Here is a 24593-nt window from a genome sequence, read left to right on the forward strand (position 1 = left end):
CGCCACGAAGAACGCACGGGCCGACCGGGCCTCGCCGTCCTTGATGCTGCGTGGAAAGGTAGGGTCGCTGGCCATCAGCTTGTAGACGCCGGAACGCGACTTGCGCAGCAGGCTGCAACACTTCGGCGAAGGTCAGCAATTGTGACAGGCCGGATGAGCTGTATGGCCAGGTGGGTGAGAGAGCGCCCGCCATCGGCCTCGATGCGCCCTGGCAGCTCGGGCAGGCGCTCCAGGGGTAACGCCGGGCGGTGCTGGACTTTCCCCGTCGCTGTCGCGCCTTGCAGGTCGTTGGCCGGATTGCTGTCAATGTGCCCGGCCTCTACCGCCTCGCGCATGATGCCGGTGATGTGCTGGCGCAGGCGGCTGGCAAGCTCCAGGGTATCGCGCTTCTCGGCGGCCTTGAGCGGCCCTGCAGGTCGCAGGCTTTCAGGTCGGCCACGGGGCGAGCGCCAAGCGTCGGGAACAGGTGAAGCTCCATGCGGCGCAGCACGGTTTCCGCATGGCCGGGCGACCACTTGCGGGAGCAGGCCGCGTGCCATTCCCGCGCCAGCGCCTCGAATGTGTTGGTGCGGGCGTTCGCCGCTTCCAGCTTGGCGACCTTGGCAGCCTCGGTGGGGTCTTGCCCGCAGGTCAGCAACTCCAGGGCTTCAGCGCGACGTTCGCGGGCGGCTTTCAGGCCAAGCGCCGGGTAATTGCTGAAGGTGGCCAGCCCTTCCCGTCCATCGGGACGGGTGAACTTCAAGCGCCAGGTTTTCACCCCGGGCGGCTTTACCAGCAGGTAAAGCCCCTGCCCATCGAACAGCTTGTAATCCTTGTCTCGGGGCCTGGCAGCCTCGCATTTGGGGTCTGTCAGCGGGGTAACGGTGCGCGCCATAGGGGGTACGTTTCCAAATCGAACCGGCGTATCCCTAAACGATGGAGCTGTACAGATGCACTCGTGCGCATCCAGAAACAACAAACCCCGCTCTAGGCGGGGTCTGGCGTTGATTTCAGAGTTATGTGGAGACACTGGAAATCATAGTCTTGGTGCCGGCACCAGGAATCGAACCCGGGACCTACTGATTACAAGTCAGTTGCTCTACCTGCTGAGCTATACCGGCGGGGAAGGGCGGCCATTATAGCCTTTTGATTTGCCGAGTAAATGATTGGCTGCGTCCGTGCGGGGTCGATGGGCTTTGCCGTTGCGTTTATTCACATCGGCGGGGCTTGGCAAGTCTCTTGGCCCGCCATATCGTGCGACTTTTGGTCGCTTTTGCAAACGCTTGTTTTTATTGGTTTTTCATCTTTAGGTCGAAAAGCGCGCAGCGATCCGGATGGCACTATCGGTGGGCTTCGGGTGGGGTTTTCCGGAAATCATCAACATAGTTATCCACAGGTAATGTGGGTAACCCGTTCGGCCAGCAGCAGGTGGTTGCGCGGGGTCAGTTGGGTGGGGCAGAAGCGGCCCAGGCGGACCTGGTAGCCCTGTTCCTCCAGGTAGAGGGCGCGGTCGAGCAGCAGCCAGAGTTCCAGAGGGCGGCGGAACAGGGCGCGCGGCAGTTCGAGGTTGCGCACTTCGGCCAGGCGCTGCCAGCCACGGGCTTCCAGGGCCTGCCAGTCGCGCGCCGCGGGAACGGGGAGGTCCTTGAGGGCGGCGAGGTCGCGGCAGTAGTCGGCGAAGTCTTTCTGCAGCCAGGCGACGGGCAGCGAGGGGGTCGGCAGGTAGGCGTCGACGCCGCGCAATTCCCGCTGCAGCAGGTCGAAGGCCAGGCGGCGGGCCATCGACTGATCGCGCTGGCGCCGGGCCCTGGCGCTGGCGGTGACGGTTTCGCTGAGCGGCAGGCGCAGGTCGTCGCGGGACAGTTGCAGCCGCGAGGCGCGGGCGGCATCGGACAGCGGCCGGTAATCGGCGCTGTCGATACGGTTGTAGCAGCAGGGCGCCACCGCCAGTTGCCGGCAGCCGACGGCGCTGGCCAGTTGCAGCAGGCGCGTGTGGAGTTCGCCACAGGCATGCAGCGCCACCGGGGTGTGGCTGGCGTCGAGCCGGGCGGCGGCATCGTCGGCGAGCACGTCCTGCAGCCGGTGCCGGGCCGCCAGTTCCAGGCGGTCGCTGAGCGCCTGGCCGGATGCGACCAGTTCGACGTCGTGTTCCAGGCAGGTCAGGGGCGTGCCGTCGTGGGCCAGGGCGCGGCCGAGGTGGCCCTTGCCGGCGCACCAGTCGAGCCAGTGGCGGGGCTGGCTGGCGAACCGCAGGCGGCTGGCGAAGTGGCGGATCTGCTGCCATTTGCGCCCCGGCACGTCGACCGCGAAGCGCTCCGGGGCCGCATCCTCGGCCGTGGCGGGCAACTCGCCGGTCTCGCCGAGGGCGAGCGAGGCGGCGGCCAGCATGGCGAAGGGTGCGGGCGCATCCAGGCGCTCGGGATGGTTGTGGGCGGCCTCGGCGTCTTCCAGAGAGCGTCGGCGCAGCCAAGCGGCCAGTTCGGGATGCCGTTCTTCCCAGGGCAGTCGCGGCAGGTTGAACGGCCGTGGCCGCCAGAACGCCTGATGTTCGAGCAGGAAGTCGTCGAGGGCGCGGAAGCGCTCGAGCAGTCGCGGGCCGCTGAGGGGAAGGGGAACTGGCATGGTTCGTGGGTGTGGTTCGGCTGGGGCGGCGGCGATTATAGCGGGACGATTGCGGCGGACGGCACGGGAGGCGGGCGGCTTTGTCGGGACGCCGATGCGGGGTGCGGGGTGCCTGCTAGAATTCGGCCGGTTTCCCGGCAGGCGGGCAGAAGGCGGAGCCATGCACGCTTTTGGCTCGCATGAGGCTTCGCCTCGCCGTTCGCAGATCCAAAACGGGGGCGTAAAGTCCCCTGCGCTGACATAAAGATGTAGGTATGTTAGTTGCTAACATCTTCCGCACTGTCATCGCTCTGGCCACGCAGGAGGCCCGCCTTGTCGATCCATGTCGCTTTGCACCATGTCACCCACTATCGTTACGACCGGCTGGTCAACGTGGGGCCGCAGATCGTCCGGCTGCGTCCGGCACCGCATAGCCGCACCCGCATCCTTTCGTATGCGCTGAAGGTGGCGCCGGGCGAGCATTTCATCAACTGGCAGCAGGACCCGCAGGGCAATTACCTGGCGCGTCTGGTGTTCCTGGAGAAGACCCGCGAGCTGAAGGTCGAGGTCGACCTGGTCGCCGAGATGGCGGTGTTCAACCCCTTTGACTTCTTCCTCGAGCCCTACGCCGAAACCATTCCCTTCGATTACACCGAGGGCGAGCGGCGCGAGCTGGCGCCCTACCGGGTGACGCTGCCGGCGACGCCGCTGTTCGCCCGCTATCTGGCCGGCATCGAGCGGAAGCCGACCCGCAGCGTCGATTTCCTGGTCGACCTGAACCAGCGCGTGGCGCGCGACGTGCGCTACCTGATCCGCCTGGAGCCCGGCGTGCAGAGCCCCGAGGAGACCCTGGAGAAGGCCTCCGGCTCCTGCCGCGACTCGGCCTGGCTGCTGGTGCAACTGCTGCGCCACCTGGGCCTGGCGGCGCGCTTCGTTTCCGGCTACCTGATCCAGCTCAAGCCCGACGTGAAGTCGCTCGACGGTCCCGGCGGCGCCGAGGTGGACTTCACCGACCTGCACGCCTGGTGCGAGGTGTACCTGCCGGGCGCCGGCTGGATCGGCCTCGACCCGACCTCCGGGCTGTTCGCCGGCGAGGGGCACATCCCGCTGGCGTGCAGCCCCGAGCCGTCCTCGGCGGCGCCGATCAGCGGGCTGGTCGACGACTGCGAATGCGAGTTCTCCCACGACATGCGCATCGAGCGTATCTGGGAGGCGCCGCGGGTCACCCGGCCCTACAGCGAGGAACAGTGGCGGGCGATCCTCGACCTCGGCCACCGGGTCGACGCCGACCTGCTGCGCGGCGACGTGCGCCTGACCATGGGCGGCGAGCCGACCTTCATCGCCCTCGACTACCCGGACGACCCCGAGTGGAACACCGAGGCCATGGGGCCGAACAAGCGCCGCCTGGCCGCCGACCTGTTCCATCGCCTGCGCGCGCATTACGCGCCGCAGGGCCTGGCGCACTTCGGCCAGGGCAAGTGGTATCCGGGCGAGCAACTGCCGCGCTGGTCGCTCAATTGCTTCTGGCGCAAGGACGGCGAGCCGGTCTGGCAGGACCCGGCGCTGTATGCCGACGAGACCCGTCACTACGGGGCCGACGCGCAGTTGGGCGCGCGCTTCCTCGACATCCTCTGCGGCTATCTCGGAATTTCCGGCGAGCATTTCTTCCCGGCCTACGAGGACTGGCTGTACTACCTCTGGCGCGAACGTCGCCTGCCGGAGAACGTCACCCCCGAGGACGCGCGGCTGGCCGATCCACTGGAGCGCGAGCGTCTGCGCCGGGTCTTCCGGCAGGGCCTGGAGCATGCGGTCGGACACGTCCTGCCGCTGATGCGCAGCCTCGACGGCAGCCACTGGCTGACCGGCGCCTGGTTCCTGCGCGACGAATACTGCCGGCTGACCCCCGGCGATTCGCCCCTGGGCTGGCGCCTGCCGCTGGATTCGCTGCCCTGGGCCCGCGACATGGATCAGCCCTACGTGCATGCGCCGGATCCCAACCAGTCCTTCCCGCCGTTGCCGAGCCGTCAGCAGATCCTCCGGCAACTGCGCGGCACGCCGCCCGCCCGGCCGGCCGCGACGGGCGAAGGGCCGGGCTCCGGCGCTTCCCCGCGGAGCCTCGGCGCTACGGGCGAAGGCTTGCGCCAGGCGACGGCGCCGGCGCCCTTCGAGTCGGCCGCCGGCATCGTCCGCACCGCGCTCTGCGTCGAGCCGCGCAACGGCCGTCTGTACCTCTTCATGCCGCCGCTGGAGCGGCTGGAGGACTATTTGGAGCTGGTCGCGGCCATCGAGACCACGTCCCGCGAGCTGGACTGCCCGGTGCTGCTGGAGGGCTACGAGCCGCCGGCCGACCCGCGCCTGCGGCATTTCCGCGTCACCCCCGATCCGGGCGTGATCGAGGTGAACATCCACCCGGCGGAGAACTGGGACGAACTGGTCGAGCGCACCGAGTTCCTCTACGAGGCGGCGCGCCAGTCGCGACTGACCAGCGAGAAGTTCATGATCGATGGCCGCCACGTCGGCACCGGCGGCGGCAACCACTTCGTCCTCGGCGGCGCGACCCCGGCCGACTCGCCGTTCCTGCGCCGGCCGGATCTGTTGCGCAGCCTGATCGGCTACTGGCACAACCACCCGTCGCTGTCCTACCTGTTCTCCGGCCTGTTCATCGGCCCGACCTCGCAGGCGCCGCGGGTGGACGAGGCGCGCAACGACTCGCTCTACGAACTGGAGATCGCCTTCCGGCAGATGCCCGAGCCGGGCACCGACTGCCCGCCGTGGCTGGTCGACCGTCTGCTGCGCAACCTCTTGGTGGATATCACCGGCAACACCCACCGCGCCGAGTTCTGCATCGACAAGCTGTATTCGCCGGACAGCGCCAGCGGCCGCCTCGGCCTGCTCGAATTCCGCGCCTTCGAGATGCCGCCGCACGCGCAGATGAGCCTGGCCCAGCAGGTGCTGCTGCGCTCCTTGATCGCGCGCTTCTGGGACGAGCCGTACCGGCCGCAGCGCCTGGTGCGCTGGGGCACCGAACTGCACGACCGCTTCATGCTGCCGCACTTCGTCGCCCAGGACTTCCACGACGTGCTCTACGAGATGGACCGGCACGGCTATCCGTTGCGGCCGGAGTGGTTCGCCCCGCATTTCGAGTTCCGCTTCCCGAAACTCGGCGACTTCGCCGTGCAGGGCATGGCGCTGGAGCTGCGTCAGGCGCTGGAGCCCTGGCATGTGATGGGCGAGGAAGGCGCCGTCGGCGGCACCGCGCGCTACGTGGACTCTTCCCTGGAGCGCCTGCAGGTGAGCGTGAGCGGCATGGCCCAGGACCGCTACGTGTTGACCTGCAACGGCCAGCCGGTGCCGCTGCGCCCGACCGGCACGGTCGGCGAGTTCGTCGGCGGCGTGCGCTATCGCGCCTGGCAGCCGGCTTCCAGCCTGCACCCGACCATCGGCGTGCACGCGCCGCTGGTGTTCGACTTGGTGGATACCTGGATGCAGCGTTCCCTAGGCGGTTGCCAGTACCATGTCAGCCATCCGGGCGGGCTCAGCTACGAGACCCTGCCGGTCAACGCCTACGAAGCGGAAAGCCGCCGTCTGTCGCGCTTCTTCCGTATCGGCCACACACCGGGCAAACTGGTGCCCGCCGAGCCGGTCGAGAACAGGGAGATGCCGATGACCCTGGACCTGCGCCGCTGCTGAGCGTCCTCCCGTCCGGGCAGGACGGCCCGGAGGGACCGATCCGCGCGGATTTCCTTCCCGGCGCCGTCCGCCGGGGAGGAGGCGCAAGGCGCAATCCCCTGATTCCGAGTCACCCATGTCCGATCTGTTTGCCAACCATCCGCGCGACGGCGCGACCTACCACGAAGTCTTCGACGCCAGCGGCAGGGTTCGTCCGCACTGGCGCGCGATGTTCGATCTCCTGCGCCGCTGCACGCCGGCGCAACTGCGCCAGCGCCAGGCCCTGCTGACCCGGCAGATCCAGGAAAACGGGGTGACCTACAACGTCTACGCCGATCCCGACGGTGCCGACCGGCCCTGGGAGCTGGACCTGCTGCCCAACATCATTCCCGCCGAGGAGTGGCGGCAGCTCGCCGAGGGCGTGGCGCAGCGCGCGACCCTGCTGAACGCGGTGCTGGCCGACATCTACGGTCCGCAGCGGCTGCTCGCCGAGGGCCTGCTGCCCACCGACCTGGTGTTCGGCCACAGCAATTTCCTCTGGCCCTGCCAAGGCATCGAGCCGCCGGGCGGCACCTGGCTGCATGTCTACGCGGTGGACCTGGCGCGGGCGCCGGACGGCCGCTGGTGGGTCACCGCCGACCGCACCCAGGCGCCCTCCGGCGCCGGCTACGCGCTGGAGAACCGCCAGTTCGTCTCGCGCGCCTTCCCCGACCTGTACCGCGACCTGCGCGTGCAGTACGTGGCCGGCTATTTCCATACCCTGCGCGAGACCCTGGCGCGCGAGGCGCCGACCGGCGGCGAGACGCCGCTGGTGGTGCTGCTGACCCCGGGGCGCTTCAACGAGAGTTATTTCGAGCACCTCTACCTGGCCCGCCACCTGGGCTATCCGCTGGTCGAGGGCAGCGACCTGACGGTGCGCGACGCCACCGTCTACCTGAAGACCCTGGGCGGCCTGAAGCGGGTCCACGCCCTGCTGCGCCGCCTCGACGACGACTACTGCGATCCGCTGGAACTGCGCACCGACTCCGCCCTCGGCGTGCCCGGCCTGCTCGAGGCGGTCCGCGCCGGCCGGGTGCTGGTGGCCAACGCCCTCGGCAGCGGCGTGCTGGAGTCTCCCGGGCTGCCGGGCTTCCTGCCGGCGATCAGCCGCGCGCTGTTCGACGAGGAACTGCTGTTGCCGTCCATCGCCAGTTGGTGGTGCGGCGAGCCGCCGGTGCTGCAGGAAGTGATGAAGAAGCTGCCGCAACTGCTGATCCGCTCGGCCTATCCGTCGCGCCACTTCAATCCGCTGTTCGGGCCCGAGCTGGACGCCAGGCAGCGCGCGGCTCTGGCCGAGCGCCTGCGCCAGCGGCCCTACGCCTATGTCGGCCTGGAGCGCCCGCAGTTGTCGCGGGCGCCGGTCTGGCAGGGCGAGCACGGCAAGCTGGAGGCGCGGCCGATCGGCATGCGGGTGTTCGCCGTGGCCAGCGCCGACGGCTACCGGGTGATGCCCGGCGGCCTGACCCGGGTCGCCGCGCATGCCAATGCCGAGATGCTGTCGATGCAGCGCGGCGGCGCGAGCAAGGACACCTGGGTGCTCGGCGGACGTCACGCCGCCAGCGAGCCCTGGCAATGGGTGCGTCCGCTGGGGGTGGGCGACATCGTGCGCAGCGACCCCTACCTGCCGTCGCGGGTGGTGGAGAACCTCTACTGGTTCGGCCGCTACAGCGAACGCTGCGAGGAAGGCGCACGCCTGTTGCGCATCATGCTGGCCGGCTACGTCGACAACGGCAACGATCCGCAGGCCCAGCAGGCCGCGCTGGCCGTTGCCGAGGGCCTCGGCCTGCTGCCTCCGCCCACCTGCGACTGCGACCTGGAAAGCCGGCTGCGCCGGGCCGTGCTGGGCAAGGACTGGCCGTCCAGCCTGCGTAACAACCTACACTACCTGCACATGGCCGCGGCCAGCGTGCGCGGCAAGCTGTCCCAGCAGAACTGGCAGGCCCTGCTGGAATTGCAGCGGGCGGCGCAGTGCCTGGAGAACGAACAGGCGGACCTGGGCGAACTGCTCGACTTCCTCGACAGCCAACTGGTGTCCATGGCGGCCCTCGCCGGTTTCGTCCTCGACGACATGACCCGCGACCACGGCTGGCTGTTCCTGTTGATCGGTTGCCGTATCGAGCGCCTGCAGTTTCTCGCCGAGAGCATCGCCGGCTTCCTGCGCGGCCAGGCCGTGCACGACCAGTCGGCGCTGGCCTGGCTGCTCGAACTGGGCAACAGCGGCATCACCTACCGCACCCGCTACCTGGCCACCGCGCAACTGATCCCGGTGCTCGACCTGCTCCTGCTCGACGAACAGAACCCGCATGCCGTGCTCTACCAGTTGCACGTGCTGCGCAGCTCGCTGCGCCGCCTCGGCGAGAGCTTCGGGATGGCCCTGGAAGTGGACCTGCAGGCCCTGCACGACCGCCTGGCCGCCTTCGACCTCGGGCGTCTGGAGTTCAACCCCTTCGCCCACCTCGACAATTCCGCCGCGCCGAACGAACTGGCCGATCTGCTGTGCGAGGTCGCCGCGGAGACGGGACGGCTTTCCGACCACCTCGGCCTGCGCTTCTTCGTTCACGTCGACGCCAGCCAACGGACCCAGTCGCGATGACCTCTGCCCATTACCGCATCGTCCACGCCACCCACTATCGCTACTCGGCGCCGGTCTCCCTGGCCAAGCAACTGGCCCACCTGTGGCCGCGCGACTGTCCCTGGCAGCGCTGCCGCAGTCGCGAGCTGCACATCGGCCCGCCGCCGACCTGGCGGATCGACGACCTCGACGCCTTCGGCAACCCGCTGACCCGCCTGGCCTTCGAGTGCCCGCACCACGAACTGGAGGTGCGCGCCCGGCTGCAGGTGGAGGTGCTGCCGCGCCCGGCCTTCGAACTGGACGATTCGCCGGCCTGGGAACGGGTCTGCCTGGACCTGGCCTACAGCGGCCGGCCGCTGGGCGCCGAGCAACTGGAGGCGGCGCGCTTTCGCTTCGACTCGCCCTATGTGCTGCTCGAACAGAACTTCGCCGCCTACGCCGACGACTGCTTCGTCGCCGGGCGGCCGCTGCTGCTGGCGGTGCAGGCGCTGATGGAAAAGATCTTCGGGGAGTTCACCTTCGATGCCTCCGCCACCCAGGTGGCCACGCCTCTGGCGCAGGTGCTCGAGGAGCGTCGCGGGGTCTGCCAGGACTTCGCCCACCTGATGCTCGCCTGCCTGCGCTCGCGCGGCCTGGCGGCGCGCTACGTCAGCGGCTACCTGCTGACCACGCCGCCGCCCGGCCAGCCGCGGCTGATCGGCGCCGACGCCTCGCATGCCTGGATCTCGGTCTACTGTCCGCGCCAGGGCTGGGTCGACTTCGACCCGACCAACAACATGCGCCCGGCCCTGGAACACATCACCCTGGCCTGGGGCCGCGACTTCGCCGACGTTTCGCCGCTGCGCGGGGTGATTCTCGGCGGCGGCAGCCACGATCCGGAGGTGAGCGTCACCGTCATGCCCCTGGCCGAGGCCGAGCGGCACGCGCTTTGAAGCCGCCACATCCTTCGAACAGGAGTCTTTCATGAAATCCCCGCTATTCTTGTTGCTCACGACCGCCCTGGCGGTGTCCGCGCTGCCGGCGCAGGCGCTGGACATTCTCCCCGGTCTCTGGGAGTTCGACTCCAGGGGCGTGGTGGCGGGCGGCAAGCCGCTGCCCGACATGCAGGAGATCCGGGCGCAGATGCAGAAGCTGCCGCCCGAGCAACGCAAGTCGATGGAGGAGATGCTGGCCCGGCAGGGCGTCGAGATGGGCGACAAGGGGGTACGCGCCTGTCTGAGCGAGGAGCAGGTCAGGGCCCAGGCGTTGCCGTTCCAGAACGACCGCCCCGGCTGCGAGCAGGAAGTGACCGAACGCAGCGACCAGCTCTGGCGGTTCCGCTTCCACTGCCCGGACTCCCAGGGCGAGGGCGAGACCCGCTTCGTCAGCGAGCGCGAGTTCACCACGGTGGTGAACATCGTCGCCACCGGCAAGGGCGTCACCCACATGGAGTCCCATGCCCGCTGGGTGGACGGCGACTGCGGCGGGCTCAAGCCCGGCCAGGAGAAACGCTAGCCAGCCGGGGCGAAAGGCGCCGACCCGGATACCACGAGGAGGCGGGAGAAATGGATGCTCTGCCGACCGCGACCGCCGCCGTTCTCGACCGCGACGGCCTGCAGGCCCTGATCGAAGCCCTCGCCGCCCGCGGCTTCCGGGTGTGCGGACCGGTCGTGCGCGACGCGGCGATCGTCTACGACGAGATTTCCGGGGTGGCCGACCTGCCGGCCGGCTGGACCGACCGTCAGGCGCCCGGCCGGTATCGCCTGGAGCGGCGTGCCGACCAGGCGCTGTTCGGCTTCGCCGCCGTGCCGCAGGCGTGGAAGCGCTTCCTGCATCCGCCGGTCGAAACCCTCTGGCGGGTGCGCCAGGGCGAGGACGGCATGCTGTTCAGCAGCGCCGTCGAGACGGCGCCCCGGTACGCCTTTCTCGGTGTGCGTGCCTGCGATCTCAGGGCCATCGCCATCCAGGACCGGGTGTTCTGCGCGGACGACTGCCGCGATGACGCCTACGAGCGCCGGCGGCGCGACGCCTTCATCGTTGCGCTGAACTGCTCCGAGGCCGGCGACACCTGCTTCTGCGTGTCCATGGGCACCGGGCCCAGGGCCGAGGGTGCCTTCGATCTGGCGCTGACCGAGCTGCTCGACGCGAGCCGCCACGAATTCCTGGTCGAGGTCGGCAGCGCGGCGGGCGAGGAACTGCTGGCCGGCCTGCCTCGGCGAACGGCCACCGAGCCCGACCGGGCCGCGGCCGCGTCGGTCGTCGCACGCACTGCCGGTCGCATGGGCCGCAGCCTGGAAACCGCCGGCCTGCAGGAGCTCCTGGAGAGCAATCCGGAGCATCCGCGCTGGGACGAGGTCGCCGAACGCTGCCTGGCCTGCGCCAACTGCACCATGGTCTGTCCGACCTGCTTCTGCACCACGCTGGAGGATCACAGCGACCTGTCGGGCGGCTCCGCCGAGCGGGTGCGGCTGTGGGACTCCTGCTTCACCCTGGACTTCTCCTACATCCACGGCGGCAGCGTGCGGCAGACCGACAAGGGCCGCTACCGCCAGTGGATGACCCACAAGCTGGCCACCTGGTTCGACCAGTTCGGCAGTTCCGGTTGCGTCGGCTGCGGGCGCTGCATCACCTGGTGCCCGGTGGGCATCGATATTACCGAAGAGGCGGCGGCCATCCGCGCCACACCGCATATCCAGGGAGGGGACCATGGATAGCCTCGAGGAAATCCTCGGCCGGCATCCCTTCTTCGCCGGATTCGAGGCCGGGCACGGCCGGCTGGTCGCCGGCTGCGCGCGCAACCTGCGCTTCGCCGCCGGGCAGTACCTGTTCCGCGAGGGCGATCCGGCCGACGAGTTCTTCCTCATCCGCCATGGCAAGGTGGCCTTGGAACTGGTCGAGCCGGGACGGCCGCCGGTGGTCTTCGCCACCCTCGGCGCGGGCGAGATCGTCGGTGCGTCCTGGCTGCTGCCGCCATACCGCTGGCGCCTCGCCGCCCGCGCGGTGGAGCCGACCCGGGCGATCGGCATCGACGCCGCCTGCCTGCGTGGCAAATGCGAGGCGGACCACCATCTCGGCTACGAGATGATGAAGCGCTTCCTGCCGATCCTGGTCGAGCGGCTGCAGGCCACCCGCCTGCAACTGCTCGATGTCTATGGAAAGCATTGAGATGGTTGCGCCAGATCCTTTCCTGCCGCAGCCCTACCGGGTCGAGCGGCGCCGCCGCGAGCTGGTCGGCGCGGTGACCCTGGAGCTCGCTCCGCTGGTCGGCGCCCGTCCGGACTTCGCGCCCGGCCAGTTCAACATGCTCTACGTGTTCGGCGTCGGCGAGGTGGCCATCAGCCTGAGCGGCGACGCCGAGCGCGGCACGACCTTCGTGCACACGGTGCGCAACGTCGGCGCGGTCAGCGGCGCGCTGACCCGGCTGGAAGTCGGTGCGAGCGTCGGCGTACGCGGCCCCTTCGGCCGCGGCTGGCCGCTGACCGGGGCCGAGGGCGCGGACCTGCTGCTGGTCGCCGGCGGGCTCGGCCTCGCGCCGCTGCGCCCGGCGCTCTACGCGATCCTCGCCCGGCGCGAACGCTACGGCCGGGTGCTGATCATGGTCGGCAGCCGCAGCCCCGAGGACATCCTCTACCGGCGCGAACTGGAGCATTGGCGCAGGCGTCCGGACCTGGAAGTGCTGCTGACCGTCGACCATGCCGACGCCGACTGGCACGGCCATGTCGGCGTGGTGCCGGCGCTGATCCCGCATGCCGGCCTCGACCCCGCCCGGACGCTGGCGCTGGTCTGCGGGCCGGAGGTGATGATGCGCTTCGCCGCCAATGCCCTGCTCGCCGCCGGGATCGGGCCCGGGCGCATCCACCTGTCCATGGAGCGCAACATGAAGTGCGCCGTCGGCCAGTGCGGCCACTGCCAGTTCGGGCCGTTCTTCGTCTGCAAGGACGGGCCGGTGCTGGGCCTCGATCGCATCGGCGGCATCCTCGCCGTGCCGGAGATCTGACATGCGCACCAAGCCACGCCTGGCGGTCTGGAAGTTCGCCTCCTGCGACGGCTGTCAACTGTCGTTGCTCGACTGCGAGGACGAGTTGCTGTCGCTCGCCGGGGCCGTGGAGATCGCCTACTTCGCCGAGGCCTCCAGCGCCATGGAGGACGGCCCCTACGACCTCTCGCTGGTGGAGGGCTCGGTCACCACGGCCCATGACGCCGAGCGCATCCGCGAGGTGCGCCGGCAATCGAAGCTCCTCGTCACCATCGGCGCCTGCGCCACCGCCGGAGGCATCCAGGCGCTGCGCAACTTCGCCGACGTGAACGACTATCTCGCGGTCGTCTACGCCTCGCCGCGCTACATCGAGACTCTGGCCACCTCGACGCCGATCGCCGCCCACGTGCCGGTGGACTTCGAGTTGCGCGGCTGCCCGATCAACAAGGTGCAGCTCCTGGAGGTGATCGCGGCTTTCCTCGCCGGGCGCAAGCCGGCGATCCCCACCTACAGCGTGTGCATCGAGTGCAAGCGGCGCGGCAACCTCTGCGTGATGGTGCAGGGCACGCCCTGCCTGGGGCCGGTGACCCAGGCCGGCTGCGGCGCGCTCTGTCCGGGCTGCCGGCGCGGCTGCTACGGCTGCTACGGGCCGATGGAAACCCCCGACACCGCCATGCTGGCGCGCCAGTGGAGCGCCATGGGCGTCGCGTCGCGCGACATCCGCCGCGCCTTCCACAGCTTCAATGCCTGGGCGCCGGCGTTCCGCGAGGAGGGCGAGGCCCATGACGACTAAGCGGATTCGGGTCGACTACATGGCCCGCGTCGAGGGCGAGGGCTCCCTCGACCTGCACATCGAAGGCGACCGGGTCGTCGCGGCGCGGCTCGGCATCTTCGAGCCGCCGCGCTTCTTCGAGGCCTTCCTGCGCGGGCGCGGCCATGCCGAGGTGGCGGACATGGTGGCGCGGATCTGTGGCATCTGCCCGGTGGCCTACCAGATGAGCGCGGTGCACGCCCTGGAAAACGCCTTCGGCGTGCGGGTCGAGGGGCAATTGCGCGCGCTGCGCCGGTTGCTCTACTGCGGCGAGTGGATCGAAAGCCACGCGCTGCATGTGGTGATGCTGCACGCCCCGGACTTTCTCGGCTATCCGGACGCGATCCGCATGGCGGCCGGGCACGGCGACCGGGTGCGCGACGCCCTGGCGCTGAAGAAGGCCGGCAACTCGATAATCCGCCTGCTCGGCGGGCGCGAGATCCACCCGGTCAACGTCCGGGTCGGCGGCTTCTACCGCGTGCCGAGCCGCGCCGAGCTGGCGCCGCTGGCCGAGGAACTGGATCGGGCCCGCGACATCGCCGTCGGGCTGGTGCGCTGGGTGGCGGGCTTTCCCTTTCCGCACATCGAACGGGACTACGAGTTCGTCGCCCTGCGCCATCCGCACGAATACCCGCTCAACGAGGGACGGCTGGTATCCAGCCGCGGCCTCGATATCGACATCGCCGATTACGAGACGGAGTTCGAGGAGCGCCAAGTGCCGCACTCGACGGCGCTGCACTCGCATCTCAAGCGCCGTGGCGCCTATCTGGTCGGGCCGTTGGCGCGCTACGCGCTGAACTTCGACCGATTGCCGGAACATATCCGGGCGCTCGCCGGCGAGGTCGGCCTCGGTCCGCTGTGCCGCAATCCGTTCCAGAGCATCGTCGTGCGCGCCCTGGAAATCCTCTACGCCTGCGAGGAGGCGCTGGCCATCATCGCCGCCTACCGGCCGCCGGACATGGCCTGCGTGCCGCTGGAGCCACGCGCCGCGACAGGTTTTGGCTGCACCGAGGCGCCGCGCGGCACCCTCTGGCACCGTTATGAACTGTCCGCCGACGGTTCCGTCGAGGCCGCGCGCATCGTCCCGCCCACCGCGCAGAACCAGCCGAGCATCGAGGCGGACCTGGAGGCGGTCGCCACGTCGCTGCTCGACCAGCCGGAGGAGGTCATCCGTCGGCGCTGCGAGCTGAGCATCCGCAACCACGACCCCTGCATCTCCTGCGCGACCCACTTTCTCAAGCTGTCCGTGCACCGCGCATGAACGCTCGGATAGTGCTGCTCGCGTTGGGCAACCCGGAGCGCGGCGACGACGGCGCCGGCCCGGCGGTCGCCGCCCGGTTGCGTGGCCGGCTACCGGCGGGCGTTGCGTTGCGGCTGTGCGATGGCGACCTGCTGGGGCAGATCGAGACATGGCGCGATCTGGAAGCGCTGGTCTGCGTCGATGCCTCGGCGCCGCAAGGCGAGCCAGGGCGCATCCGTCGTCTCGATCCGGGCGCGGACGGTCTGTTTCGGGATATTTCGCTCACTTCCAGCCATGGCTTCGGCCTGGCCGAGGCGCTGGGACTGGCCCGCACCCTCGGCCTGGCGCCGCCGCGGGTGGTCGTCTATGCGCTGGAGGGCAGCCGCTTCACGCCCGGCGCGCCCTTGAGCGGCGCGGTCGCCGCTGCCCTGGACGGGCTCGCCGCACGCCTTCTCGACGAACTCGTCCGCCTGGCGGCGAAAGCGCCGGCGCGTTCCTGAGGTCGCCGGGCGGCCCGTCACTTGCGACGGAAATTCATGGCATCCGGCCATATTTCAGTTTGACGAAGTTTTCACCGCCGCTGCGGCATAGTCCTCGCCAAGGCCGGGCGAGCCCGGCATCCGCACGCAGCGATCGAGGAACTTCATGGCGACGACGAAATCCGCACCCGCCGGGCGCGGCGGCATCGACTGGGCCGGGCTGGGCTGGATGTTCCTGTTCTTCTGGTATTTCTCCGGGGTGACCCAGGCGCTGATCTGGGCCTCGGGCATCGCCGGCTCCACCGGTTCCCGCCAGGCCCTGCTGGCCAGCGTCCTGTGGCTGATCCCGCCGTTGCTGTTTCCCGGCCGCACCCGGTTGCTGGCGGGCGCGATCGGCGCTCTGCTCTGGCTGTGCTCGCTGGCCGGCTTCGCCTATTTCCTGGTGTACGGCCAGGAGTTCTCGCAGAGCGTCATCTTCATCATGTTCGAGTCGAACGTGAACGAGGCGAGCGAGTACCTGGGACATTACTTCTCCTGGAGCATCGTGCTGGTCGTCGTCGCCTACGGCCTGGGCGGCTGGCTGCTGTGGCGCAAGGTGCGTCCGGTGTACCTGCCGCGCCGGGCGGCGCTGCTCGCCAGCCTGCTGCTGTTCACCACCTCGGTCGGCTACCAGGGCGTGCGCCAGCTCCTCAAGCACGAGGAGTTCCAGGTGGCGCTGGACGACTTCGAGAAGCGCATCGAGGCGGCCTCGCCCTGGCAACTGGTGATCGGCTACCGCCATTACCTGCAGCAACTGGCCAACATGGAAGCCTTGCTGGCCAGCAGCGAACGGATTCCGCCGCTGAAGAACCTGGCCGACGTCCACGCCGGGCAGCCCGTGACCCTGGTGCTGGTCATCGGCGAGTCGACCAACCGCCAGCGCCTGAGCCTCTACGGCTATCCGCGGCCGACCACGCCCAACCTCGACCGGCTGCGCGACGAACTGCAGGTGTTCGACAATGTGGTCACCCCGCGTCCCTACACCATCGAGGCGCTGCAGCAGGTGCTGACCTTCGCCGACCAAGAGCACCCGGACCTGTACCTGACCACGCCGTCGCTGGTCAGCGTGATGAAACAGGCCGGCTACAAGACCTACTGGATCACCAACCAGCAGACCATCACCAAGCGCAACACCATGCTCACCACCTTCTCCGAGCAGGCGGACGAGCAGTTCTACCTGAACAACAACCGCGACCAGAACGCCCGCCAGTACGACGGCGGCGTGCTCGAACCGTTTTCCAGGGTGCTGGCCGACGACGCGCCGCGCAAGTTCGTGGTGGTGCACCTGCTGGGCACCCACATGCGTTACCAGTACCGCTATCCGCAGGAGTTCGAGCGCTTCACCGACCGCACCGGCGTGCCGGACAGCGTCACCGACGACCAGTTGCCGACCTACAACAGCTACGACAATGCCGTGCTGTACAACGACCACGTGGTGTCCTCGCTGATCGAGCGCTTCCGCGCCACCGACCCCAACGGCTTTCTGCTGTACCTGGCCGACCACGGCGAGGCGGTGTTCGACGCACCCGACCCCGAGGTGCTGGGCCGCAACGAAGGCGCGCCGACCAGCCCGATGTACACCGTGCCCTTCATCCTGTGGAACTCGCCGAAGTGGCGGGCGCAGCAACCGCGCGACTTCGCCACCGCGCTGCACCGCCCCTACAGCAGTTCGCACTTCATCCACACCTGGGCGGACCTGGCCGGCCTGCGCTTCGACGGGTTCGAGCCGGACAAGAGCCTGGTGAGCGCCGACTTCAAGCGGCGCCCCCTGCTGATCGGCAATCCGCAGCAGCCGAAGAACCTGATCGACTTCAGCCTGATCAAGCCGAAGAAGCCCGCCGATCCGAGCAGCGAGTTCGCCCAGCGGGAGCGCGAGGGCAAGGAGCGGCCGCTGTAGGTTCTGCCACCGTCCGCCTCCGCCGGAGCGGACGCTTCCGTCGCCGCCGGGTTCGCCCAGCGTTCCCGCGTCCGCTCCTGGCTGGCGCGAGCCTCAGATGTCCTTCACGGGAAGGACCGGGAACCCGGACTCCCGCGGGGCGGCCGTCGGTTCGCGCCACCACGGTTCCGGCGTTTCGAGCCGGGCCGGCTCGACCGGTTCGCCCAGGCGAGGCATCAGCAGCCCCTCCGGCGCTTTCGCCAGCAGCACGTCCGCCGGCTGGGCCCAGGGATGCATCGCCAGGTTGAAAGTGCCCCAGTGCACCGGCAGGAAACGTCCGCTGCCCAGTTGCGCCCAGGCCCGCAGGGCGTTGTCCGGCCCCAGGTGCACATTTCCCCAGGACGGATGGAAGGCGCCGACCTCGATCATCACCAGATCGAAGGGACCGAGCCGCCGGCCGATCTCGGCGAAGGCCGGCGAGAGCCCGGTATCGCCACTGAAGAACACGGCATGGCGTTCGCCGCGCAGGGCGAACGACGACCAGAGCGTCGCGTTGCGATCGCGCAGCCCGCGTCCCGAGAAGTGATGCGACGGCGCGGCGCTGATCGTCAGGCCGCCCGGCAGCACGCTGTGTTCCCACCAGTCGAGCTCGACGATGCGCCCGGCCGGCACGCCCCAGGCTTCCAGGTGCACTCCGACGCCGAGCGAGGTGACGAAGGGCACCCGCCGCGCGGCCAGCGCCCGGATGCTGGGATAGTCCAGATGGTCGTAGTGGTCGTGCGAGATCAGCACCGCGTCGAGCGGCGGCAAGGCGTCGATGTCGACCGGCACCGGCTGGAAGCGCCTGGGGCCGGCGAACGGCAACGGCGAGGCGCGCATTCCCCACACCGGATCGGTCAGGATTCGCTGGCCGTCGATTTCCAGCAATACGGTCGAATGGCCGAGCCAGGTGGCCCGCAGCCCGGTTTCGACCGGCCGCCTCCAGGTGGCGCGCGGGTCGCTGGCGGGGAGTGGGCGTTCCGGCGTGCGGCCTTCGCCGCGAAACAGGAAGTCGACCAGCGTCGGCCGATCCGCGGGCTCGCGCCCTGTGCTGGATGGGTAGGTGTTCACGAAACCGCCATCGGCATACTGCCTGGATGCCTGCATGCGTTCGAGCCTGAATCCATCGGCACGTCGAGCGAAGAAAGCCATGTTCCGTCTCCTCCTGTCGGTCCGCCGGTCTCGCGAGGCGCGAGCCGAAGAGGTCGGCGTCGGCGAGGACGCCGCCGCCATGCGAGGCTGTCGCGCCGCATGGGGACGATGCCCGGCGGCCGCCTTTTTCCGGCGCATGCGAAAACGGCGAGGTGATCAACCTCGCCGTTTCGCGTCGTTCAACCGCATCCCTGGTTCCTCGTCCTGAGGAGGTCGCTATCCTGCGACTTTCCCTGGCCGCCATCCCTGGTCGGCCTGCGTCGTTCCTTCGACGTCTCGGTGGAAGCAAATCTACTCTGGTAGCCGCTCCGGGCATATCGGGAGAATGCCCGATCTGCTGTAGGCGATGGCTTACAGCGGGTAGCCGTCCACCGTTTGCAGCCGTTGGCCGGCCACATGCGGGATACGTCGTTCAGACCATCATCAGCGCGCCGCCGGCGGCGATGAGCGCGCCGACGCCGCGGGTCAGCAGGGGCAGGCGGCGCTGGACGGTGGTGGCGAGCAGGCCGCCGGCCAGGTGCAGGGCCAGGCTGGCGGCGAGGAAGCCAGCGGCGAAGGCGGCCGGATCGCCGCTGGCCTCGGCGCCGTGGGCGTGGCCATGGAACAGGGCGAAGAGCGCGGCCAGGGCCAGAGAGGCTGCGGCCGGCAGGCGTGCGGTGGCGGCGATCAGCAGGCCGAGCAGCAGCACCGAGAGGGCGATGCCGGTTTCCACCAGCGGCAGGCCGATGCCGTTGGCGCCGAGCAGGAAACCGCCGAGCAGGGCGGCTAGGAAGGCGGCCGGCACGGCGAATTTCAGCGTGCGCGGCTGCAGGGCGGCCCAGATGCCGATGGCCAGCATCGCCAGCAGGTGGTCGGCGCCGCCGAAGGGATGCAGCAGGCCGGCGACCAGGCCGTTCCCCTGGTGTCCGGGATGGGCGAAAGCGGCTGCCGGGAGGAAGGCCAGGACGAGCAGGGGCAGGAGGTGGCGTTTCTTCATGTCGATGGTTCCTGGATCGGTTCCGACGGGCTCAGTCCCGTCCGTCGATGGGGCGCTTCGGGCCCTGGAGGTTGGCATGGGAGTGGTGGTGTACGGCCCCCGGCCCGTGCGCTGCCAGATGGACATGGAGGTGAGTATGCACCGTGCCGTCGGCATGGATGTGTTCGTGCTCGTGTTCGATGAGCTGTCCCGGCACGGCATGGACATGGCCGATGGACGGGGATGCGCTGCCGCAGTTGCAGTTCTCGCACATGGTCGTTCGCTCCTCTTATCTATGCGCTATGCCGGTTCGCCGGATCGGGCCAGCCGCTCGATGGCCTCGGCGATGGCGGCGACTTGCCGGGCCAACTCGGGCGACAGCTCGTACAGCGGCGCGCCGGAGCGGTCGGCGGTCATGGCCGCCGGCGACATCTCCAGGCAGCCGGCCAGCGGCAGGCTGCCGGCCGTGCCTTCGAAGAACGCCCGGTCCTCGGCGCCGGCTGCCTTGTTGCCGACCAGCAGCAGCCTGTCGATGCCGATGTCGCGGGCCAGCACCTGTACCTGGCGTACGGTGCGCATGCTGCGGTTGGTCGGTTCGGCCACCGCCAGCATGACGTCGACGGCTTCGGCGGTACCGCGGCCGAGGTGCTCGACGCCGGCGTAGAGGTCGAGCAGGACCACCTCGTCGCGCTCCAGCAGCACGTGCCTGACCAGTTGCTTGAGCAGGGTGCTGGCCGGGCAGATGCAACCCGAGCCGCCCTTCTGCACGGCGCCGAGCAGCAGCAGGCGGATGTCGCCGAGCTTCGCGGAGAAACGCTCGGGGATGTCCGCGACCCTGGGGTTGAGCTTGAACATCCCGCCGCTGCCGCCGCGCGGATCGCTGCCGGTGCGCTCGGCGATCAGTTCGGCCATCTCGGAGATCGGCAGCAGATCGAGCAGGGCGGTGTCGGAAAAACCCAGCGCCGGCCCCAGGCAGGGCGAGGGGTCGGCGTCGATGGCCAGGACGCGGCGGCCCTGGCGGGCGTAGTGATGCGCGAGCAGGGAGGTCAGCGTCGTCTTGCCGACGCCGCCCTTGCCGCTGATGGCGATTTTCAGGCCCATTTGACAGCCCTCAGGGGTTCCATGGTGTGGATATAGCCGAAGCCGGGATGGACCAGATGCGTACCGAAGCGCTCGACGGCGGTGCCTTTCTTCATCATCTCGTGCAGCACGCCGGCGCCATTGATCTCGCCGATCAACTGACCGCCGGCCACCCGGCCCGACTCGAGCAGGACCTTGCGCACCGCACCCGCGCCGTCCTGCCAGCGCAGGCAGGTTTCGCCCGTCTGCACGCCGAACGAGGCGATGGGCATGTCGAAGACGCGCACGACGTTGACCGCTTCCAGTCCCGGATGGCGCCTGTCGATACCCAGCATGTTGCATGCCGCGATCCGCCCGCTGGAAACCGCGTTCGGCCAGTTGGGCGCGACCCGGTTTTTTTCCGGCGCGTCCGGGCGTTCGATGATGTCGCCGGCGGCGAAGATGTGCTCGACGTTGGTGCGCATCCGCGCATCGACCAGGATGCCCCGCTCGCTGGCGATGCCGCTGCCTTCGAGGATCGACAGGTCGGCGCGTACCCCGGCGGCGCAGACGAGCAGTTCGCAGGGGATCTCGTCGCCGTCGGCGATCACCGCGCGCACGCCGTCCGCGCCTTCGAGGACGCGCTCGACGGCGCAACCGGTGCGCACCCGTACGCCGTGCTCGACCAGCCGCCGCTCGACGAGGGCGGCCATTTCGCTGTCCAGCATGGCCGGCAGCACATGCTCGCGGGCCTCCAGCAGGGTCACTTCGAGCCCGTGGCGGACCAGCGCCTGTGTGGCCTCCAGGCCGATGAAGCCGGAGCCGACGACCACCGCGCGGCGGGCGACCGCGAGCCGCCGCAGGATACCCTCGGCATCGTCCAGGGTCTTCAGTTCGAACACGCCCCTGGCGCCGGCCAGGCCGGGGATCGGCGGGACGAAGGCCCGCGAGCCGGAGGCGATCAGCAGGCGGTCGTAGGCGACCGCCTCGTCCCCGCTCCAGACCCGGCGGGCCGATGGCTCGATCCGTCGCACCGGGCTGCCGTAGCGGATGTCGATGGCGTTGCGGGCGTAGAAATCCGCATCGCGCAGGAACAGCCGTTCCCGGGAGACGCTGCCTTCCACGTACTCGGCCAGCGGACAGGGCGAGTAGAAGGGCACCCTTTCCCGGGAGAGCATGACGATCTCGCAGCCCCGGTCCCGGGCTCGGAGGGTCTCGGCGGCGGAGATCGCCGCCGGTCCGTTGCCGATGATGACGATCTTCATGTCGCCCCCGTCAGATCCCCAGCGCCGCGCGTTTTCCGGCGATGTGCGCGATCATCCAGTCGGCGGCGCCCTTGGGCTCCAGCTCCACCCGCACCACGGCGCCGGTCAGTTCCTGCAGGTCCTCGGTGAGCAGCTTGGTGACCATCGGGCCGCCGAGGATGCGCGGCGCCGGAGCGATGTGGCAGGACACGCCGAGCGCCAGGAAGGAACCGCCGATGGACACGGCCTTCTCCTGCACCAGCTCCGGCGCCGAGCCCACCGCGGGCAACTGCCCGACCTTGACGCCGAGGCGCTCGGCCAGGGCCACCATCAGGTCGACGATGCGCGAATTGTCGACGCAGGCGCCCATGTGCCAGACCGGCGGCAGCGGGCCGTCGAGGCCGGCGGCCTTGCCCAGCACCTCGAGCACCGCCTTGAGACCGTCGCCGCAGTAGCGGTAGGTGGCCTCGCTGGTCATCAGGCCGTCCTGGGCGCAGATGTGCGCGGTGCAGCCGGTGGTCAGCACCAGCACGTTCTGGCGCAGCAGATGCTTGACCATCTCCTCGGTCATGGCGTTGTCGCGGAACTTGATGCTCGAGCAGCCGACCACTCCGACGAAGCCGAAGATGTTGCCGTTGGCCACGTTGTCGATCACCGGCTTGAGCGGGTCCTCGGCATCCAGCTTGGCGAGCAGGTCGACGATGGCTTCCACCGACAGGCCGGCCACCGCCGTGCTCTTGTGCCGGGGAATGTCGACCGGCTTGCCGCGCCGGCGGCGGAAGGCGTCGATGGCCTTCTGCACGATCTCGCGGGCGCTCTCGTCGGCGTGGTGCGGCTCGAAGGGAATGTGGATGGCATCGGGAATCCGCACCATCGCATCGGTGGTGATGAACGCCGTGTCGAAGCACTTGGCGACCTGCGCGAGCTGCGGCCAGATGCACTGGATGTCCACCACCATGGCGTCGACCGCGCCGGTGGCGAGGATCAGTTCGGTCTGCGAGTTGTGCGCCGCCAGCTTGACGCCGTGGCGCATGCTCAGCTCGTTGCCGGTGCAGCACACGCCGACCACGTTGATGCGCTCGGCGCCGGCGGCGATGGCGTCGCCCTCCAGTTTCTCGGCCCATTCGAGGATCTTTTCCGAGAGCACCGGGTTGTGGCCGTGGGCAGCGACGTTGACGCTGTTCTCTTCGAGCACGCCGACGGCGGCCTCGGTCACCGCGATCTCCGGCACGCCGAACAGGATGTCCTGCAGGTCGACGCACAGGGTCAGGCCGGTCCAGCCGTCGATCAGGCTCATCTTCAGCACGCGCAGCATCAGTGAGACCGGATCGGCGTCGTTGCCCATCGAGGTGGCGTGCATCGCCGTCTCGATCTCGTTGTGCGGGTTGGAGTACATCAGCCCCAGGTCGCTCCACAGCGCCTGTTCCTCGGCCGGCGCGCGCTTGCTGATCCAGTTGTTGGGCAACTCGTCCTGGCGGCCGAAGTCCTCCAGGGCGATGTTCACCAGGTCGCGGCAGATGTCGTTGACCTCGCGCCCCTCGGTCGGTACGCCGAAGGTCTTGGCCAGGGCCATCACCTTGGATACGCCCTTGATCTGGTAGGGCGCCTTGCCGTTCAGCGCGTCGCGCAGGGTCAGCAGCACGTGGCGGGCATGGCCGACGTGCGAGGCGGTGCCGCCCACGGTGTCGCGCAGCAGGTTGCGGGCGACCATGGCGTCGGGGGTCAGGCCGCACACGCCGGTCTTCGGGCCGTTGCCGAAGGGGTCGATGCGGCACGGGCCCATGTAGCAGATGCGGCAGCAGGTGCCCAGTTCGCCGAAGCCGCACTGCGGACTCATGACCTCCAGGCGGTCGCGGGCGGTGGCGAAACCTTTGTCCTGGGCGACCTTGAGCAGGGCGCCTTCGATGACGGGAAGCGTGGTGTCGGCCATATCAGTGGGTTCTCTTCAGGGATCGCAGGATATCCATGCCGTTGGGTTCGTCCGCCTGGCCGCCGCAGATGGCCGCCCTGGCCGTCGCCTGGCGGCGTTCCGCGGCGAATTCTTCCGGCGTGAGATAGAGGAGGGTGCCGGTCGGGCAGGCCGCCACGCAGGCCGGCGCCTCGCCCTTGGCCGTGCGCTCGGGGCAGCGGTCGCATTTCAGCGCCTTCTTGCCGACCGGATCGGCGCTCACCCCGCCGAAGGGGCAGACGACCACGCACATCCAGCAACCGATGCACTTGTCGGCATCGGAAAACACCGCGTCACAGCCGTCGCGCTGCATCGCCCCGGTCGGGCAGGCGGTGACGCAGGCGGCATCGCTGCAATGCTGGCAGCGCGACGGGTAGCTGTAGGCGCCGACGCCTTCCACGTTGATCCGCCGCTGCGGCGGCGGCGTCTCGAGGATGGCGCCGGCCAGGGTTTTCGACCGGGAGTGTTCGACCGCGCAGGCGATTTCGCACGATTTGCAGGCGACGCACTTCTCGGCCACGGTGAAGATGGTCTTGGACATCGGCATCACTCCTGTGCCACGGGGGGCGCCGGTCTTTCCCTGGCCTGGCGGGTCCGGCAGTGACAGTGGATTATCAACGTAAGGCTCCTCTCGGGTCGGCGGCTCGGCCGCGGACGAGGCAATTCCGGAAGGACGATAGCGAAGCGGCCCGCGCCTGTCTGTCGGCTGGCCGACACTGGCCCGGAGTCGGGGATGAACGGGGGAGAGAGCGGCCCGCTCCGGGTGGGGAGCCCGAAAGCACGAAGGCCCCCGTACGCCATGTACAGGGGCCTTCGTTGAATATGGTGCCCAGGGACGGAATCGAACCGCCGACACGGGGATTTTCAATCCCCTGCTCTACCAACTGAGCTACCTGGGCGAATGGGCGTTGCGACTGTGGGAGTACCACTTGGCGG

Annotated in this window: 21 protein-coding genes and 2 tRNA genes; 11 read left to right on the forward strand and 12 right to left on the reverse strand. The window is 69.3% G+C overall.

What is annotated here, in order from left to right:
• Positions 1 to 74 precede the first annotated feature (74 nt).
• From AVCA_RS27200 to AVCA_RS01995, 4 genes are all read right to left on the reverse strand, one after another.
• Positions 75 to 422, reverse strand: coding sequence for a phage integrase central domain-containing protein (locus AVCA_RS27200; RefSeq protein ID WP_373878212.1), 348 nt, complete (start codon positions 420 to 422; stop codon positions 75 to 77).
• The gene (locus AVCA_RS01985) at positions 320 to 874 is read right to left on the reverse strand and encodes a tyrosine-type recombinase/integrase (protein WP_307189414.1); all 555 of its coding nucleotides are present in this window, start codon (positions 872 to 874) and stop codon (positions 320 to 322) included. The genes AVCA_RS27200 and AVCA_RS01985 overlap by 103 nt, the downstream gene beginning before the upstream one ends.
• Positions 875 to 1024: 150 nt before the next feature.
• Positions 1025 to 1100 (reverse strand) — tRNA-Thr (locus tag AVCA_RS01990).
• A gap of 265 nt (positions 1101 to 1365) precedes the next feature.
• A complete protein-coding gene (locus AVCA_RS01995) occupies positions 1366 to 2601 on the reverse strand; it encodes a methyltransferase (RefSeq protein ID WP_012699114.1) in 1236 nt (411 codons plus the stop codon).
• 312 nt (positions 2602 to 2913) lie between these two features.
• Between AVCA_RS01995 and AVCA_RS02000 the strand changes: the two genes are divergently transcribed.
• The 11 genes from AVCA_RS02000 to cptA all read left to right on the forward strand — a co-directional run bounded on the left by AVCA_RS02000 (position 2914) and on the right by cptA (position 17281).
• Positions 2914 to 6270, forward strand: a complete 3357-nt coding sequence (locus tag AVCA_RS02000; RefSeq protein ID WP_012699116.1) for a transglutaminase family protein — start codon at positions 2914 to 2916, stop codon at positions 6268 to 6270.
• Between the two features lie 115 nt (positions 6271 to 6385).
• On the forward strand, positions 6386 to 8881 hold the full coding sequence (locus tag AVCA_RS02005) for a circularly permuted type 2 ATP-grasp protein (protein WP_012699117.1): 2496 nt from the start codon (positions 6386 to 6388) through the stop codon (positions 8879 to 8881).
• Complete coding sequence (locus AVCA_RS02010) at positions 8878 to 9792, forward strand: transglutaminase family protein (protein ID WP_012699118.1); 915 nt, start codon at positions 8878 to 8880, stop codon at positions 9790 to 9792. Before AVCA_RS02005 ends, AVCA_RS02010 begins: the two co-directional genes overlap by 4 nt.
• A 31-nt stretch (positions 9793 to 9823) precedes the next feature.
• On the forward strand, positions 9824 to 10354 hold the full coding sequence (locus AVCA_RS02015; protein ID WP_012699119.1) for a DUF3617 domain-containing protein: 531 nt from the start codon (positions 9824 to 9826) through the stop codon (positions 10352 to 10354).
• A gap of 50 nt (positions 10355 to 10404) precedes the next feature.
• Positions 10405 to 11553, forward strand: a complete 1149-nt coding sequence (locus AVCA_RS02020; protein ID WP_012699120.1) for a 4Fe-4S dicluster domain-containing protein — start codon at positions 10405 to 10407, stop codon at positions 11551 to 11553.
• Positions 11546 to 12004, forward strand: coding sequence for a cyclic nucleotide-binding domain-containing protein (locus AVCA_RS02025; RefSeq protein ID WP_012699121.1), 459 nt, complete (start codon positions 11546 to 11548; stop codon positions 12002 to 12004). The genes AVCA_RS02020 and AVCA_RS02025 overlap by 8 nt, the downstream gene beginning before the upstream one ends.
• 1 nt (position 12005) lies before the next feature.
• Positions 12006 to 12836 carry an FAD/NAD(P)-binding protein gene (locus AVCA_RS02030; RefSeq protein ID WP_012699122.1) on the forward strand — a complete coding sequence of 277 codons (831 nt, stop codon included), beginning with the start codon at positions 12006 to 12008 and terminating at the stop codon, positions 12834 to 12836.
• 1 nt (position 12837) lies between these two features.
• A complete protein-coding gene (locus AVCA_RS02035) occupies positions 12838 to 13608 on the forward strand; it encodes an NADH-quinone oxidoreductase subunit B family protein (RefSeq protein ID WP_012699123.1) in 771 nt (256 codons plus the stop codon).
• Entirely contained in the window at positions 13598 to 14887 is a 1290-nt protein-coding gene (locus AVCA_RS02040) for a Ni/Fe hydrogenase subunit alpha (protein WP_041806874.1), read from the forward strand. Before AVCA_RS02035 ends, AVCA_RS02040 begins: the two co-directional genes overlap by 11 nt.
• Positions 14884 to 15366, forward strand: coding sequence for a hydrogenase maturation protease (locus AVCA_RS02045; RefSeq protein ID WP_012699125.1), 483 nt, complete (start codon positions 14884 to 14886; stop codon positions 15364 to 15366). The genes AVCA_RS02040 and AVCA_RS02045 overlap by 4 nt, the downstream gene beginning before the upstream one ends.
• 145 nt (positions 15367 to 15511) lie before the next feature.
• The gene (cptA, locus tag AVCA_RS02050; protein ID WP_012699127.1) at positions 15512 to 17281 is read left to right on the forward strand and encodes a phosphoethanolamine transferase CptA; all 1770 of its coding nucleotides are present in this window, start codon (positions 15512 to 15514) and stop codon (positions 17279 to 17281) included.
• 93 nt (positions 17282 to 17374) lie between these two features.
• Here cptA and AVCA_RS02055 read toward each other — a convergent pair whose 3' ends face one another.
• The 8 genes from AVCA_RS02055 to AVCA_RS02090 all read right to left on the reverse strand — a co-directional run bounded on the left by AVCA_RS02055 (position 17375) and on the right by AVCA_RS02090 (position 24556).
• Positions 17375 to 18451: an MBL fold metallo-hydrolase gene (locus tag AVCA_RS02055; RefSeq protein WP_012699128.1), complete on the reverse strand. Its 1077-nt coding sequence runs from the start codon at positions 18449 to 18451 to the stop codon at positions 17375 to 17377.
• A 412-nt stretch (positions 18452 to 18863) separates the two neighbouring features.
• On the reverse strand, positions 18864 to 19427 hold the full coding sequence (locus AVCA_RS02060; protein ID WP_012699129.1) for a HupE/UreJ family protein: 564 nt from the start codon (positions 19425 to 19427) through the stop codon (positions 18864 to 18866).
• A 31-nt stretch (positions 19428 to 19458) separates the two neighbouring features.
• Positions 19459 to 19680, reverse strand: coding sequence for a hypothetical protein (locus AVCA_RS02065; RefSeq protein WP_012699130.1), 222 nt, complete (start codon positions 19678 to 19680; stop codon positions 19459 to 19461).
• A gap of 26 nt (positions 19681 to 19706) precedes the next feature.
• On the reverse strand, positions 19707 to 20507 hold the full coding sequence (locus AVCA_RS02070) for an ATP-binding protein (protein WP_012699131.1): 801 nt from the start codon (positions 20505 to 20507) through the stop codon (positions 19707 to 19709).
• The gene (locus AVCA_RS02075) at positions 20498 to 21730 is read right to left on the reverse strand and encodes an NAD(P)/FAD-dependent oxidoreductase (RefSeq protein WP_012699132.1); all 1233 of its coding nucleotides are present in this window, start codon (positions 21728 to 21730) and stop codon (positions 20498 to 20500) included. The genes AVCA_RS02070 and AVCA_RS02075 overlap by 10 nt, the downstream gene beginning before the upstream one ends.
• A 10-nt stretch (positions 21731 to 21740) precedes the next feature.
• Positions 21741 to 23639, reverse strand: coding sequence for an anaerobic carbon-monoxide dehydrogenase catalytic subunit (cooS, locus tag AVCA_RS02080; protein WP_012699133.1), 1899 nt, complete (start codon positions 23637 to 23639; stop codon positions 21741 to 21743).
• Between the two features lies 1 nt (position 23640).
• On the reverse strand, positions 23641 to 24198 hold the full coding sequence (locus AVCA_RS02085) for a 4Fe-4S dicluster domain-containing protein (RefSeq protein ID WP_012699134.1): 558 nt from the start codon (positions 24196 to 24198) through the stop codon (positions 23641 to 23643).
• A 282-nt stretch (positions 24199 to 24480) separates the two neighbouring features.
• Positions 24481 to 24556: transfer RNA gene (locus AVCA_RS02090), tRNA-Phe, on the reverse strand.
• Between the last annotated feature and the right edge of the window lie 37 nt (positions 24557 to 24593).

The organism is Azotobacter vinelandii CA (assembly GCF_000380335.1).
Classification (GTDB): Bacteria; Pseudomonadota; Gammaproteobacteria; order Pseudomonadales; family Pseudomonadaceae; genus Azotobacter; species Azotobacter vinelandii.